11 protein-coding genes are annotated in these 15,255 nt (G+C 68.8%); 4 read left to right on the forward strand and 7 right to left on the reverse strand.

Annotated elements, in window-relative coordinates; translation table 11 throughout:
• Positions 1 to 232: 232 nt before the first annotated feature.
• From dnaG to ACF8LI_RS06795, 3 genes are read right to left on the reverse strand one after another with little or no spacing between them, the layout of a single operon-like run.
• Entirely contained in the window at positions 233 to 2,269 is a 2,037-nt protein-coding gene (gene dnaG / locus ACF8LI_RS06785) for a DNA primase (RefSeq protein ID WP_016447583.1), read from the reverse strand.
• A 41-nt stretch (positions 2,270 to 2,310) separates the two neighbouring features.
• Positions 2,311 to 4,527, reverse strand: coding sequence for a sensor histidine kinase (locus ACF8LI_RS06790; RefSeq protein ID WP_392414708.1), 2,217 nt, complete (start codon positions 4,525 to 4,527; stop codon positions 2,311 to 2,313).
• Entirely contained in the window at positions 4,524 to 5,249 is a 726-nt protein-coding gene (locus ACF8LI_RS06795; protein WP_016447581.1) for a response regulator transcription factor, read from the reverse strand. Before ACF8LI_RS06795 ends, ACF8LI_RS06790 begins: the two co-directional genes overlap by 4 nt.
• Before the next feature lie 265 nt (positions 5,250 to 5,514).
• Between ACF8LI_RS06795 and ACF8LI_RS06800 the strand changes: the two genes are divergently transcribed.
• The 3 genes from ACF8LI_RS06800 (at position 5,515) to ACF8LI_RS06810 (ending at position 10,446) form a co-directional block, all read left to right on the forward strand.
• Positions 5,515 to 6,852: an SPFH domain-containing protein gene (locus tag ACF8LI_RS06800; protein ID WP_016451278.1), complete on the forward strand. Its 1,338-nt coding sequence runs from the start codon at positions 5,515 to 5,517 to the stop codon at positions 6,850 to 6,852.
• A gap of 3 nt (positions 6,853 to 6,855) precedes the next feature.
• Entirely contained in the window at positions 6,856 to 8,328 is a 1,473-nt protein-coding gene (locus tag ACF8LI_RS06805; protein ID WP_392414707.1) for a hypothetical protein, read from the forward strand.
• Positions 8,329 to 8,799: 471 nt separating this feature from the next.
• Positions 8,800 to 10,446, forward strand: a complete 1,647-nt coding sequence (locus ACF8LI_RS06810) for an acyl-CoA synthetase (protein WP_392414706.1) — start codon at positions 8,800 to 8,802, stop codon at positions 10,444 to 10,446.
• A gap of 27 nt (positions 10,447 to 10,473) precedes the next feature.
• On the opposite strand, the gene ACF8LI_RS06815 is transcribed toward ACF8LI_RS06810, so the two are convergent.
• Genes ACF8LI_RS06815 through ACF8LI_RS06825 form a run of 3 tightly spaced genes read right to left on the reverse strand, consistent with a single transcriptional unit; the run spans position 10,474 to position 11,890 of the window.
• Positions 10,474 to 10,809: an SMR family transporter gene (locus tag ACF8LI_RS06815; RefSeq protein ID WP_012206837.1), complete on the reverse strand. Its 336-nt coding sequence runs from the start codon at positions 10,807 to 10,809 to the stop codon at positions 10,474 to 10,476.
• Between the two features lie 2 nt (positions 10,810 to 10,811).
• Positions 10,812 to 11,618 carry a type I methionyl aminopeptidase gene (gene map / locus ACF8LI_RS06820; RefSeq protein ID WP_016447577.1) on the reverse strand — a complete coding sequence of 269 codons (807 nt, stop codon included), beginning with the start codon at positions 11,616 to 11,618 and terminating at the stop codon, positions 10,812 to 10,814.
• Positions 11,615 to 11,890 carry a ParD-like family protein gene (locus tag ACF8LI_RS06825; RefSeq protein WP_016447576.1) on the reverse strand — a complete coding sequence of 92 codons (276 nt, stop codon included), beginning with the start codon at positions 11,888 to 11,890 and terminating at the stop codon, positions 11,615 to 11,617. Before ACF8LI_RS06825 ends, map begins: the two co-directional genes overlap by 4 nt.
• Positions 11,891 to 12,287: 397 nt before the next feature.
• Here ACF8LI_RS06825 and ACF8LI_RS06830 point away from each other — a divergent pair, with 397 nt between their 5' ends.
• Entirely contained in the window at positions 12,288 to 13,610 is a 1,323-nt protein-coding gene (locus ACF8LI_RS06830) for an NAD(P)/FAD-dependent oxidoreductase (protein WP_043790781.1), read from the forward strand.
• A 16-nt stretch (positions 13,611 to 13,626) separates the two neighbouring features.
• Here ACF8LI_RS06830 and ACF8LI_RS06835 read toward each other — a convergent pair whose 3' ends face one another.
• A complete protein-coding gene (locus tag ACF8LI_RS06835) occupies positions 13,627 to 15,240 on the reverse strand; it encodes a phospholipase D family protein (protein ID WP_392414705.1) in 1,614 nt (537 codons plus the stop codon).
• Positions 15,241 to 15,255 lie beyond the last annotated feature (15 nt).

The raw sequence follows: 15,255 nt of genomic DNA on the forward strand, positions 1-15,255 counted from the left end.
CACAAAGGGAAACTCAAACAAGCGCCGCCTAAGCGCGCGCGGACGGACTAGGCCCGCCAGGGAAGCGTACATATTCCAGGCAAGATGTCTGGGCGATCATTTGGTGTGCAGTCCTTGCGGGAAATTGGGCCGTGCAGTTGCTGCAATCACGTGAGTTCGTCACGGGGCCCGGTCCGGAGGTGCTGCTGTCGCTCTTGCCGATAGCCCCCAATTATATCTGCTTACCTCGATTTCAAGAGGAAGTGCGCATCTGGTTTTCCAGGGCCTGCTGTCGGGCAAAGAGATCGCGATAGCGCTGGGCGGCGCTGGGGTCCCGTGCCATGTCGCGCAAGGCTTCGTCGATCTGGGCCTTGATGTGGACGATGACCATGCGATTGAGGACATCACGCAACTCACGGCGCAGCTCGGGCAGTTCGCCCTCGGGATGCGCGTGGGGGCCGCTCATGAGCCTGTCTGCCAGCGTTTCGTGAGGCAGGCCGCGCAGTTGTTCGCGCAGCACGGCAAAGGGCCGGGCACCGGATTCCTGGAACTGTGCCTCCATCCAGCGGAACATGGCGCCATGTTCGCCTGAGCAGTGCGCCAGTGCCTCGAAGTCCTCGTGGGTGAGTTCTTCCATGAATTCCATGTGCGCCATGAGCAGGCGTGCCGCCTGGTCGGTGCGTGTGGCTGGCGCGCCACGCGGGCCCATGGGGGGCGGGTTGAAGTCGGCCCGGCCATTCTTGTCCCAGGGTTTGCGCGGCCAGGGCTTTTTGCCGCCGCGCCCGGGCTCGCCGCTGCGCCAGCCGCCCGCGCCGCTTCCATGGCCGCCACGCTCGTGCCAGCCCGAAGGCGCGCCGTATTCGACAGGCTGGCCCCAGTCGGGCGCGGCCGGTGCATGGCCGGCCTGCTGGCCCGGATGGGAAGCACCGCCGGCCATGGAGCCCCGCGCCGGGCCGCTGCGGGCGGCTTCCTGCGACCACAGGTCGGAGAGGTCGCGCGCATCGAGCTGCACGAGTTCGGCGATCTCGCCCAGCAGCTGGCGCTTGAGCGCGCCGTCAGGCAGGGCTGTCCACAGGGGGCGGGCATTGCTGGCCATGTGGGCACGGCCTTCGGCCTGGCCCAGGTCGCAGCCTTCGCTGGCCGCCTCGATGAGAAAGCGGCTCAGCGGCAGCGCGTCGCCCACGTAGCGGGCAAAGGCTTCGCTGCCGTATTCGCGGATGAAGCTGTCCGGGTCGTGTTCGGCGGGCAGGAAGAGGAATTTGACGCTGCGCGTGTCGCTGGCATAGGGCAGGGCCGCATCGAGCGCCTTGCGCGCGGCGCGCCGGCCCGCCCCGTCGCCGTCGAAGCTGAAAACGACGGCGTCAGTAAATCGAAACAGTTTGTGAATGTGATCGGGCGTGCAGGCCGTGCCCAGCGTGGCGACGGCGTTGGCAAAGCCCAGCTGGGCCAGGGCCACCACGTCCATATAGCCTTCGGTGACCAGCGCATAGCCCATGTCGCGCAGGGCGGTGCGGGCCTCGAACAGGCCGTAGAGTTCGCGCCCCTTGTGAAACACCGGGGTTTCGGGCGAATTCAGGTATTTGGGCTTCTCGTCGCCGAAGACGCGGCCGCCGAAGCCTATGCACTCGCCCTTGACGTTGCGGATGGGAAACATCAGCCGGTCGCGGAAGCGGTCGTAGCGCTTGCCGTCGTCCTCGCCGACGATGACCAGGCCCGATTCTTCGAGCTGCGGATCGTCGTAATGCGCAAAGACGCTGGCCAGGTTGCGCCAGCCGGCGGGCGCATAGCCCAGGCCGAAGCGCCTGGCGGTTTCGCCCGAGACACCGCGGCGCTTGAGGTATTCGATGGCCTGGGGGGAGGCCTTCAGGTGCTTGCGGAAAGATTCGCCGGCCTTTTCCAGCACGTCGGTGAGGGTGGCCTGTTTCTGCTTCTGGGCGGCCTGGCGCTCGCGCTCGGCCGGGCTGATGTCGTCCTGCGGCACCTGCAGGCCGACCTGGCCGGCAAGATCCTGCACGGCCTCAACGAAGCCCATGCCGGCATGGTCCATCAGAAAACCGATGGCGTTGCCGTTCTTGCCGCAGCCGAAGCAGTGATAGAACTGCTTGCTGGGGCTGACGGTGAAGGAAGGCGACTTCTCGCTGTGGAAAGGGCACAGGCCCATGAAGTTGGCGCCGCCCTTCCTGAGCTGTACGTAACGGCCCACGATGTCGACCACGTCGACGCGCGCGAGCAACTCCTGGATGAACGATTGGGGAATGGACACCCGCGTATTGTGCCTTCGCGGGGCCATCCGGCCGTGCCCCGGGGGCACTGGCCGGCAGCGCCCGGCCCTCAGCCCAGGCGCTGGAAGGTCAGCGTGAAGGCCACGCCATCGCGCGTGTTGTGGGCCCTGATCGTGCCGCCCATCTTGGCCATGTAGGTCCTGGCCACGAACAGGCCCTGTCCCCGGTGCTCGGCGCCGCTGGCGGCAGAAGGCTCCTGGGGCGCGGACACCCCCAGCTCGAAGATGCGCTCCAGCAGGTCCTCCGCAATGGTGGCGCCCTGGTTGTGCAGCGTGGCGCTGGCGGTGGACTCGGAGGCCGACAGCGACAGCGTGATGGCCGTGCCGGCCGGACGGTAGCTGTCGGCATTGCGCAGGATGTGGGTGACCACGTCCTCCAGGGCAAATTCGTCGGCGCGCACGATCACGGCGCCGGCGGCTCCCGCGCTCCCGCTCTTGTTCCCGCCTTCGTAGACCACATCGGCAATGCCCGCATAGTGCGCGTTGGCCGCCACGTGGCTGAGGAAGGCGTCCAGGTCCAGCCGGCCCTCCGGCACGGTGGCGGCCTGCAGCGCCTCGGCCGGCGATGCCGTGCCGTAGAGCACATGCACGGCCTGCTGCATGCGCTGCACATAGCGGTGGCCGGGGTCGTCGGGGCCGTACAGCACCATCAGCGATTGCAGGGGCGACATGATCTCGTGGCCCACGGCATGCCACATGTCGCGTTCCTGCTGGGCGCGCAGCTGCTCGCGCTGCAGGTCGTCCTTCACGCGCTGCAGCAGGTCGGCCAGGCCGCCGGCCAGAATGCCCAGCTCGTCGGAACCACGCAGGTCCGACACTTCGAGATCGCCCAGGCGTGGCCCGACATGGCCGTCCTGCACGTTGTAGGAGACGGCGGCGGCGCGCCGGGTGAGGGCGGTCACGCGGCGGATCAGCCCCAGCTCGACGATCAGCCAGGCCAGCGCAATGGCGGCCAGCATGGCGCCCAGGTACCAGGACAGGCGCGTGGCCACGGCGGCCAGGCCCTGCTCCACATCGCGCGGGTGGCCGGTGAAGCTGACGGTGTAGTTGCCCGTGGGCGTGTCCAGAATGTCCTGGCCCGTGGGCACGGCCGGGGTCATGGTGGCGGCGGAGACGCCGGCCGCATGCAGCGGCAGCCAGCTGATCAGGCGCAGCAGCCAGGGCGCCGACGGCGCGGCCTGCACATCCACGCCCTTGAGGGTGATGGCGCTGGCTTCGTCGGCACCCACCTTGCGGATCTGCACGCGCTCGCCGGGCAGCAGGCTGCGCGAGATGTCGTTGAGCGAGGCGGCCAGCTGTGCCCCCGGCGCATTGCTGTCGAACAGGGGCGCGGCCGCTTCGCCCGGGGCCAGCATTTCCACGCGCACACGCATGCTGCCCAGGTCTTCGGGCGGCCAGACGGGGCGCACGTCCCTGCGGAACAGGGCCTCGCGGAACAGCTCGACCGGCAGGCGGATGGAGTAGTGCGTGCGGCGCAGGCAATCGGCTGCAGGGGGCGTCTTGTCATTGCCCGCATGGCCCTGCACGCCAGGCGGCAGGTCGCGGCAATGGCCGTTCTGCCAGAGCCAGCCACGGAAATCGCGCACGGGCCGCGCGCGGGCGTCAAGCTGGGGCGTGCCGTTGTCCACAAAGCCGGTGAGCCGGCCGTGCTCGCCGTTGCCGGACTTGTTGCCCTGCTGCGGCATGGCCTCATAGGGGGCGATCCAGCGGTAGGTGCTGCCGCGCATGTCCAGCGTGATGCGGGTGCGGTGCGCCTGGGCGGGCTCGCGCGAGCCGCGCTCGCGCGGTGTCAGCTCGCCTGCGAAGAAGCTGCCCACCAGATAGATGAAGCCGCCTGCGTAGGGATTGTTGCCGATGGCCGCGCACAGCGAGGCGCCATCGGGATACTGCACCGAGCAGCCGGCCATCTCCACGGCCTGCTGGGACTTTTGCGGATCGTCGAAGTCGATGGCCGCGTAGGGCAGCAGCAGCGGCGCCAGCGGTGTCACGCCCTGGCCCAGGTGTCCGGCATTGAGCAGGGCCAAGCGTCCCGAAGGATGGCGCAGCCGCGCCATGACCTCGGCCTGGCTGCGCACAAAGCCGTGCTGGTAGGCCTGCCAGGCGCGTTCCTTCTCGTCCTTGAGCACCACCACGCTCAGCGCCACCGTGGCCACGGCCAGCAGCACGAACACGCCGCGCAGCAGGATGCGCTGGCGGAAGGCGGCCAGGCCCAGGCGCGGAACTTCCAGCCGGGGCAGCTCCAGTTTGGGGTTGAGCAGGCGCTTCATGCGCGGGCGGCGGCGCCGGCCTGGCCCACCCAGCGAAAGCCGCGCATGGGCACGTTCTCTATGCCTTCGAAGCCCGGGTCCACCTCGCGCAGGGCCTCGCGGATGGTGCTGACGTGCTTGCGCACGTTGTCGCGGTTGCGGCCGCTTTTGACCACCTCGAACAGCTCGTCGTAGGACACCACTTCGCCGCTGCGCTGGTGCAGCGTGGCCAGGATGCGCTGGGCCGTCAGCGGCAGGTTGATGCGCTCTCCGCGCCAGGTGGGCGTGCGCTGCCACAGCGGGTCCAGCACCAGGGCATCGCCTGCGGGCGCTGCGGCGGCCTGCGCGGCCACGGGCGCCGCGCGCTGCGTGGTGCGCAGGATGTCCAGGAAGGTCTCGATGAAGTCCGCCTCCTCGAAGGTGGTCTTTTGCAGGTAGTCCCAGGCGTCCAGCGCTTTCATGATGCTGCGGTAGATGGCGGCCGGCATGGCCGACACCACCAGCACCGGCGTGCCCTGGCCCAGCTTGTTGATGGCGTTGATCAGGGCCACGCCGGCATGGCGCTCGCGGCCCAGCTCGATGTCCAGCACCACGGCGTCGTAGTGCTCGCGCGCCAGGGCAGCCTCGGCCTCGTCGCGCGTGAACCACTGGTCGATCACGATGCCGCTGCGCGCACTGCGTATCCATCCCGCCAACTGGTTGCTGGTGGGAAGGTCGTCTTCGATCACGGCGATACGGGTCATGGGGCTGTGCAGTGGTGGGGTCGGGGAGGCCGCCGTGGCGGTGTTCGCGGGATTATCTCGGCCCTGCGCCGGCCCGGGTGTGAGTTTTTCTTCCGGGGCCGGAGCGTTTGCGCCGCCGGTGTGAGCGCTTTGGTCCGTGCGCTGCGTTGTTGCTTCCGGGGTGGATCCGAACAATCGGTCCTCAATGAGCCACCCCTGTTTCCGGTGCCTCAGAAACAGCCAACAACAGCCAACAACAGCCATCACAGCCGAGAGAGAGAACACCATGAAAGCCACCTGGAACCGCATCATGCAGGCCCTGACAGGCCGCAAGTCCGCCCGCCTGGACGGAGCCGGCACCGCCGATTTCTCCGAGCCTGCAGCCGACGCCGGCACGCTGCCGGGCAACGCGCCCCGCCGCCAGCCCGTGGACTGGGCAGTCCTGCTGCCCACGGCACGTACCGTGCGCTGGCTGGCCATCGGCGCCGTGGTGGTGGCGGCCGGCCTGGTGGTGGTGCGCAACCCGCCCGTGCAGCACCTGGAGCAGGGCACGCTGGGCGTGCGCCTGAACCAGTTCACGGGCTCCGTCAGCCTGTGGCGCGATGGCAGCGTGTGGGTGGTTCCGGGCCTGCACACGGTGCGCGTGTTCTCCCTGCGCGACCAGAGCTACCGTCCGGAGGCCATGCGCCAGGCCAATGGCAGCGCACCCCTGCAGTCGGTCGAGGGCCTGTCCCTGGGTCTGGACCTGAACGTGCGCTATGCGCTTGATCCCGCATCGCCCGCCGTCAAGGCCGGCAACCTGCCTCTGGACATAGGCGGCGACATCGTGGAGCCCGCCGTGCAGGGCCTGGTCTACAAGGTGTTCGCACGCTACACCGTGCGCGAGATTTTCTCGACCAAGCGTGCCGAGATCGCCCAGATCATGGAAACCGAACTGCGCACGCGCCTGGCGGCCGACGGCGTGACGCTGCGCAGCATCCAGATCGGCAAGGTGGACCTGCCCGCCGAGTACCGCCGCGGCATGGACAGCCTGCTGGCCGAGGAGCTGGCCTCCGAGAAGATGCGCTACACGCTGGAGCTCAAGGACAAGCGCGTCAAGGAAACCGAGCTGGACGCCAATGCCGACAAGGTGCGCCGCGAAGTGGCCGCCGAAGCCGCCGCACGCGAGCAGGTGATTGCGGCGCGTGCCCAGGAAGAGGCCATGAAGCATGTGCTGCCCTTCAAGCAGCGCCAGATCGAGCAGCGCCAGCTGGAAGCCGAGGCCGAGCGCGTGGCCCGCGTGAAAGCTGCCGAGGGCAGCGCCCAGGCCCGCCGCATCGAGGCCAACGGCGAAGCTGATGCACGCCAGAAGCTGGCCGAGGCCGAGGCCTTCCGCATGGACCGCCTGGGCAAGGTCAACGCCGAGCAGATGGCGCGCGAAGGCACCCTGGTCACGCGCTACCCGCTGCTCATCCAGAAGACGCTGGCCGACAAGCTCTCGGACAAGATCCAGGTCATCATCGCGCCCCCGCCGACCAATGGCGACTTCATCGGCGCGGCTCTGCTGGGCGGCAGCCGCAATGCACAGGCCGGCGCAGCCTCCGTGGCGGCCGAAGATGCCAACGCAGCCGTTCAGGAGCAATAAGCCATGCTGACCGTATCGACCTTGGCCGCCGCAGCGCTGGCCACCGGCATGGGCAGCGCCATCGTGGTGCAGGACCAGGCCAGCCTGCGCGCCGCGCCGCGCGATGGCGCCCAGCAGCAGGCCAGCCTGTGGCAGGGCGAGGTGCTGGAGATCAGGGGCGAACGCCTGGACTACCTCCAGGTCTGGGACCACAAGCGCGAGCGCGGCGGCTTCATCCGCGCCAGCGATGTGCGCCGTGTGGCCCTGACAGAGGCCGATGCCCCCGCGCTGCTGGCCGTGCTGCGCTTCGTGCAGGATACGCCCGGTGCCGAGGCGCTGGGCATCGGCCTGGCGGCCGCCTACCTGCAGGCCGCGCCCGCCAGGACCCTGGCTGGCGCCGAAGGCGCGCAGGCCTTCGACGCACTGGGCGGCTTTGCCGACCGGCTGGCGCGGCGCGCCTCCGCCGCTGCGCCCGGCAAGACCTCGGGCGCCACGCTGTCGGCCCACCTGGATGTGGCCAGCGGCTACGGCCTGCGCTTTGCGACCCATGAGGTCGAAGGCCGCATGCAGGTCTGCTACGAAGGGGAATTCTTCCGCCGCGTGCTCGCCATGCCGGCCGCCGACGCGCCGCAGCGCGCCCGTGCCGCCCTGGCGCTGACACGGCCCGAATGCGTGGACCCCGATCTGCCGGCCCATGAGCGCGCCCGCATGCATGCCTGGCAGGCCGATGTGCTGGAGCGCGTGGATGTGACCGGCCTGCCGCCCTACCTGCGCGGCCGCGTGCAGATGCGTCGCGCCAGCGTGTGGGCGGCGCTGGCCTTTCAGCAGGCGCGCAAGAGCATGGCCGACCCTGCCGTGGCGGCATCGGCCGCCCGGGCGCTGGCCGAGTTCACGAGCGTCAGCAAGTCCGAGCTGCCCGATGAAGACCAGAGCGCCTACAACGACGCGGCCATGCGGGTGAGCGCCGTGCGCTGGGCGCTGGCGCCTGTTGCTGCTGCGGCTCCTGCTGCCGGAGCCCGCCCGACGCTGCTGACCGAGCCCGGTGCTGCCGGCGAAACCTGCGTGCTGCTGGTGGACGCCCAGCACGGCGCCAAGGCTCCTTTACTGCGCCGCTGCACCTACGGCGTGGTGTGGGCTGCATCGGCCAGCACCAACCGCGAGGGCACGGCCGTGGCCCTGGCCGTGCAGCCGCTGGAAGGCTGGCGCGAACTGTGGGTGCTGCGCAAGACCGAAGGCGGCTGGCTGGCCGATGTGCTTCCCCCCGCCGCCACCGCGCCGGAGACCGGCGTGGCCGAATGGGCGGGCTGGCTGCCTGGCGGCCAGCTGATGCTGGTGGCGCGCGAGGCCCGTGGCCAGGGCCGCTACCGCAAGAGCTTCGAAGTGGTGCGGCTGGACGGCCTGGCCACCGAGCGCGTGACCGGCGATGTGTCTGCCCTGCCGCTGTTCCAGCGCTGGCAGGACCCGGCCTGGAAGCGCCAGTCCCTGAGCCTGCGCTGAAGCAAAAAAAAGCCTGCACCGGTGGGGTGCAGGCTCGTCTCCAACGATGCCTGGAGCGTTGCCAGGCGACTCCTCTAGGAACTCCTTGTTCGCCTTCCAGCGGTGCTGGCCGGCGAATCCAAGCGGCGATTCTACGAGTGAAGCCGGGGCCGCGCGGCCGAGTCATCTGATAAATGATGTCTTATAGAGGACCCTGGTTGTGCAGTCGCCTGGGGGACAGTCACAGGCGCGCCTGCAGGCAGGTCAAGTGATTGTTCTGCATAGGTATTTTCAATTTTCATGAAATTCTGAAAGTTTTGATGCTCTGCAAAGACCATGCATGCCGCTTTGGTTATCCGGGCCTGTGCGGTGGCGATCCGGGTGGATGCGCATCAAGCTTGTGTAAGCCTGTCTTGCTATATCTTCAGGTTTCGCCAGCCTGCGGCGGCAGGCGGGCATCTCACCAGAAAACCCAGCGAACCGGAGACCACGATGACCCACATTTACGACCAGCACCTGGACCGCAACAGCGCCAACCATGCGCCGCTCAGCCCCTTGGGCTTCATCGCCCGCACGGCCGAGGTCTATCCCGAGCGGATGGCTGTGGTCCACGGCACGCTGCGTCGCAACTGGGGCGAGACCTATGCGCGCTGCCGCCAGCTGGCCAGCAGCCTGAACAAGGCGGGCGTGGGCAAGAACGACACCGTGGCCGTGATGCTGCCCAATACGCCGCCCATGGTGGAGGCGCATTTCGGCGTGCCCATGGCGGGGGCCGTGCTCAATGCGCTGAACACGCGGCTGGATGCGGAAACCATTGCCTTCATGCTGGACCATGGCGAGGCCAAGGTGCTGATCGTGGACCCGGAGTTCACGGGCGTGGTGGCCAAGGCGCTGAAGCTGCGCCAGCGCAGCGCGCCGCTGCTGGTGATCCAGGTCGAGGACGCGCTGTACGGCCCGGCCGCCGAGCAGGTGGGCAGCCTGGACTACGACGACTTCGTGGCCGGCGGCGATGCCGGTTTCGACTGGCAACTGCCCGCCGACGAGTGGGACGCCATTGCGCTGAACTACACCAGCGGCACCACGGGCAACCCCAAGGGCGTGGTCTATCACCACCGGGGTGCGGCCATCAATGCCATCAGCAATGTGCTGGAGTGGGACATGCCCAAGCACGCCGTCTACCTGTGGACCCTGCCCATGTTCCATTGCAACGGCTGGTGCTTTCCGTGGACGGTGGCGGCACGCGCCGGCGTCAACGTCTGCCTGCGCCGGGTGGAGGCGCAGGCCATCTTCGACGCCATCCGCAACCACGGCGTCACGCATTACTGCGGCGCGCCCATCGTGCACGGCCTGCTGGTCAATGCGCCGGCCGCCATGAAGGAGGGAGTGCCCGCCGGAGTCAAGGCCATGGTGGCAGGCGCCGCGCCGCCGGCCTCGATGATCGAGGGCATGGAGCAGCTGGGCTTCGATATCACCCATGTCTACGGCCTGACCGAGGTCTACGGCCCGGCCACGGTCTGCGCAAAGCATGCAGCCTGGGATGGGCTGGACATCGGCGAACGCGCGCGCCTCAATTCACGCCAGGGCGTGCGCTACCACCTGCAGCGCTCGGCCAGCGTGCTCGATCCCGAGACCATGGAACCCGTGCCCCATGACGGCCAGACCATGGGCGAGATCATGTTCCAGGGCAACATCGCCATGAAGGGCTACCTGAAGAACCCGCAGGCCACGGACGAGGCCTTCCGCGGCGGCTGGTTCCACACGGGCGACCTGGCCGTGCAGCATCCGGACGGCTATATACAGATCAAGGACCGCAGCAAGGACATCATCATCTCGGGCGGGGAGAACATCTCGTCCATCGAGGTCGAGGACGTGCTCTACCGCCACCCGGCCGTGCTGGCCGCCGCCGTGGTGGCCAAACCCGATCCCAAGTGGGGCGAGACGCCCTGCGCCTTCATCGAGCTGAAGGCCGGCGCGCAGACCACGGCCGAAGACATCGTGGCCCACTGCAAGAAGCACCTGGCCGGCTACAAGGTGCCGCGCGCCGTGGTCTTTGGCGAGCTGCCCAAGACCAGCACGGGCAAGATCCAGAAGTTCGAGCTGCGCCGCCAGGCCGGATCGGTCCAGGCCATCACGGGCTGAGGGCCGGGCCGCAGCGCGGGCAGCGGCTCAGTGTCCGGCCGTCTTGGAAAACAGCTGGATGACCAGCACGCCCGCCACGATCAGGCCCATGCCCGCCAGCGCGGGCAGGTCCAGCGTCTGGCCCTGCCAGAGCCAGCCAACCAGGGAGATCAGCACGATGCCCGCGCCCGACCAGATCGCATAGGCCACGCCCGTGGGCACGGTGCGCAGCGTCAGCGACAGGAAGTAGAAGGCCAGCGCGTAGCCCAGGACCGTGACCACACTGGGCCACAGCCGCGTGAAGCCTTCGGACTGCTTGAGGCAGGAGGTGGCCGCCACCTCGGCGACGATGGCCAGGCCCAGGTACAGGTAGTTGGACGCCATGCTCAGATGGCCGCGTAGTTGCCCGTGCCCTCGGGCCAGCGCGTGAGCACGTCGAAGCCCGTGTCGGTCACCACCACCATGTGCTCCCACTGGGCGGACAGCGACTTGTCGTTGGTGATCACCGTCCAGCCGTCGGCCAGTTCGCGCGTGGCAGCCTTGCCGGCGTTGAGCATGGGCTCGATGGTGAAGATCATGCCGGCCTCCAGCACCATGCCCTGGCCGGGCTGGCCGTAATGCAGCACCTGAGGGTCGTCGTGGTAGACCTTGCCGATGCCGTGGCCGCAGTACTCGCGCACCACGCTGAAGCGCTCGCGCTGGGCCACGGTCTGGATGGCATGGCCGATGTCGCCCAGCGTGGCGCCGGGGCGCACGGCGCGGATACCGGCCAGCAGGGCCTCGTAGGTGGTCTCCACCAGGCGGCGCGCCTGGTTGGAGGGCTGGCCCACGTAGTACATGCGGCTGGTGTCGCCGATCCAGCCCTCGGGCGTGGTCACGGCCACATCGACATTGAGGATGTCGCCCTCGCGCAGGATCTGACGGGCGTCGGGGATGCCGTGGCAGACCACGTGGTTGGGCGAGGTGCAGACCGTCTTCGGAAAGCCGTGGTAGCCCACGTTGGTGGGCACGCAGCGCAGTTCGTCGACGATGAAGTCATGGCAGAGCCTGTCCAGGTGCTCGGTGCTGACGCCCGGCTGCACGTGGGGCACCAGCATCTGCAGGACGCGGGCGGCCAGGCCACCGGCCTTGCGTGATTGCCCGATATCGAGGGCATCGTGCAGCGGGACGCTGCGCAGCTTGGCGCCCCTCATTGCAGGCCTTCCGACAGGCGCACGGGGCGCGGGCGGCGCGCTGCCGTATCGGCGGGAGCCGGCGCCGCTTCGGGCTCGCCCAGCTTCAGCGTGGCCGCGGCCTCTTGCAGCAGCAGGGCGCAGATGCCTGCGTAGTCGAGATGGGGATGGTGTTCGGCCAACTGGCCGACACGCAGCCAATGCTCGGCCTGGGCGTTGATGGATCGACCCAGGGCCGCGCTGGACAGGCGGATCTGGTCGTGCAATTGGTCGGATATTTTGACGATTCCCATGGGGTGGCGATCATACGGGGAATATACGTTTCGTATATTGACAATCGCAAATCGCGGGCCCGGCAGCGGGGCATTCGTGCAGGCCTGCAGATGCAGGCCGTCATGTCGTCGGCGATGCTGCGTGACGGACGGGGCGGATGCTCTTGTGTTGATAGCGCAATGATCAGGTCCGGCTGGCCCTCCGACAGAGGTGATGTTTTTCCTGCGGCGCGGTCCTGTACAAGACCCTGCTCGGTGTGATCGGCGGTCTTCTATCAGATATCTGTTGCAGATCTGGGGCTTACCCCTAGCAAGTCGCCTGCTACCCAAACTGACAAGAATCAAGACTGTCTGGAAGCGAATGTCCTGCAAGCCGGCGCATGGTGCGGCCGGCCGGGCCTTCCGGCAGGGAGCAGCAATGGGCAAGGAACAAGAAGCGGGTTCGGCAACGGCATCGGGCGGGGCGCGCATCGTCGTCGTGGGCGGTGGCGTGGCGGGGCTGGAGATTGCCACGGCGCTGGGCAAGGGGCGCACGGGGGCCATCGGCTCGGTGACCCTGGTGGACAGCGATTCGGCCCATGTCTGGAAGCCCATGCTGCACACCATTGCGGCCGGCACGCGCGACCTGGCCCAGCAGCAGACCACCTACCTGGCCCAGGCCAGCGACGCCAGCTTTGCCTACCAGCCCGGCGAAATGTGCGGCCTGGACCGCGAGGCCCGCGAGGTGCTGCTGGCCCCCATCGAGGCGCCCGATGGCCGCGAGATCGTGCCGGGCCGGCGTATTGCCTACGACAGGCTGGTGATCGCCGTGGGCAGCGGCGCCAATGATTTCGGCACGCCGGGCGTGGACGAGCACTGCTTCATGATCGACTCGCGCCGCAAGGCCGATGCCTTCAACAGCGAGATCCGCCTGCGCATGGTGCGCTGCATGACCAGCGGCGAGCAGCTGCGCGTGGCCATCGTGGGCGGCGGCGCCACGGGCGTGGAACTGGCGGCAGAGCTGGTGCAGCTGGCCGAGAGCGCTCGGGCCTACGGCGCGCTGGGCGAGGCCGCGCGCTTCGGCATCGTGCTGATCGAGGCCGGGCCGCGCCTGCTGCCCGGTTTTCCTGAAGAGATTTCCGAAGCCACGCGCCTGCGGCTGCAGGCCCTGGGCGTTTCGGTGATCGTCAACGGCCGCGTGCAGTCGGCCAGCGAAGAGGGGTTCGTGCTGGCCAGCGGCGAGTTCGTCCCCGCAGGCCTGCGCGTCTGGGCAGCGGGCGTGAAGGCCCCGGCCTTCCTGGCGCAGCTGGGCCTGGAGACCACGCAAGGCAACCAGCTCAAGGTCAACGGCCAGTTGCAGACCAGCGACCCCCATGTCTACGCCGTGGGGGATTGCGCCAGCTTCACCCTGCCCGGGGCCAGCGTGCCGCTGCCGCCCACCGCCCAGGTGGCGCACCAGCAGGCCCGCTATCTGGTGGAGACGCTGCCGCGCCTGCTGAAGGAGCCGGGTTTCCGTCCCGAAGGCTTTGCCTACCGCGACTTTGGTGCCCTGGTGTCATTGGCCCATTACGACGCCTATGGATCGCTGGGCAAATTCGGCCTGTTCAACGGCGGCGTGATCCGCGGGCGCATGGCCATGCTGAGCCACATCATGCTGTACCGCTCGCACCAGGCCCGCATCTACGGCTTTTGGCGCGGCGGGCTGCTGTGGCTGATTGATCTGATGAATTCGCGCCTGCGCCCGTCGATCCGGCTGGACTGAGCGGCCGGGCCCGGCATCAAAGCAGCCCCTCGATGGGCAGCCAGCCCAGCACGCGCAGCATCAGGCGCTTGAATGCACTGCTGCCGGGCTCGGTGGTGGTGGTGAGCGGCGCAGGCGGCGTGCCGCTTTCCGTGGTCCAGCTCAGGCGGCCCTGTGCATCGATCTGCACGTGGTAGGCGGTGGACGGCAGGCTCTGGTCGAGCATGCGGCTCATCTGCGAAGCCATCTCGGGGCTGTCGATCAGCAGGCCCATCTCGGTGTTGAGGTGGGCCGAGCGCGGGTCGAAGTTGAACGAGCCCACGAAGATGCGCTCGCCATCGACCGCAAAGGTTTTGGCATGCAGGCTGGAGCCCGAGCTGCCGGGGCGGCTGCCTGAGCCCACCCCCGCTTTCCCTGCCGATGCCGCTGCGGGCGAACGCGGGCCCGGGCTGGGTTCGTCGTCCTGCCTGCCGATCTGCCGGCGCAGCTCGTACAGCTGCACGCCTTCCTCGATCAGCGGGCGCCGGTAGCGGGCATAGCCGGCATGGACCACGGCCACGTCGGTCGCCTCCAGGCTGTTGGTGAGCACGCGCACGGCAATGCCCTGGCGGCGCAGGCCGGCCAGGGCGCGCACGCCGGCCTCGGTGGGCACGAAGTAGGGTGAGACCAGGTCCAGCTGGCGCTGCGGCTGGCCGATGGCCGGGGTCAGCTGGGTGATCAGCAGGCCCTCCTTGGGCACCTGGCCCAGCACCTTGGCCGGGTCGTCGCTGACCAGGGTGGCGCGGGCCCATTGCAGTGGCAGGCGGCCGGCCAGCAGCTCGCGCGTGAACGGGCTTTGCGCCACGGCGTGCACATAGGCCTGGGCTTCGGGGCGCTGCACTTCGGTGGCCAGGGCCTCGTAGGCGCGCGCCACCGCATAGTCGGGCAGCGGCGGCAGCAGGCTGGCAGCGGGATAGGCCGACGCGCTGGCCCAGTACTGGTCGAAAGCATGTGAAATGTCGGCCACCACCGGCCCCATGGCCACCACGTCCAGGTCGGCGAACAGCACACCGTCGGTGGCCGCGAAGTACTCGTCGCCTATGTTGCGTCCGCCCACGATGCTGGCCTGGCTGTCGGCCGTGAAGCTCTTGTTGTGCATGCGCCGCTGGGTGCGCGAGAAATCCGTGACATAGCCCAGCGCCTTGGGCGTGCGCTGGGCAAAGGGGTTGAACAGCCGCACCTCGATCTGCGGATGCTGGTCCAGGGCGCCGAGCTGGGTGTCCAGTCCTGCCGTGCCGCCGTCGTCCAGCAGCAGGCGAACGCGCACGCCCCGGTCGGCGGCGCGGCGCAGTTCGTCGAGCAGCAGGTGGCCCGTGGTGTCGCCGCGCCAGATGTAGTACTGCACATCCAGCGTGCGCTGTGCCACGCGGGCCAGCAGGGCGCGCGCGGCGTAGGCATTGCGTGCGTCGGACAGCGCGTGGATTGCGGTGAGCCCCGGATGCTGGTCCAGCAGCGGTGCCAGCGCCTGGCCTAGCAGCATGGCCTGGGCGGCCTCGGGCGGCAGTGCCGTGGATTCGCTGCGGCCGGCCAGGGGCGGCAGGCTGCAGCCTGCCAGCAGCAGGGTCAGGACGAGCGCCTGGGTGGCGGCAAGGGCACGGCGCAGCAGGGGCATGGTGCGTTCGGTGTT

This window comes from Delftia sp. WSY_12 (genome assembly GCF_043104645.1).
Lineage (GTDB): Bacteria > Pseudomonadota > Gammaproteobacteria > Burkholderiales > Burkholderiaceae_C > Comamonas > Comamonas tsuruhatensis.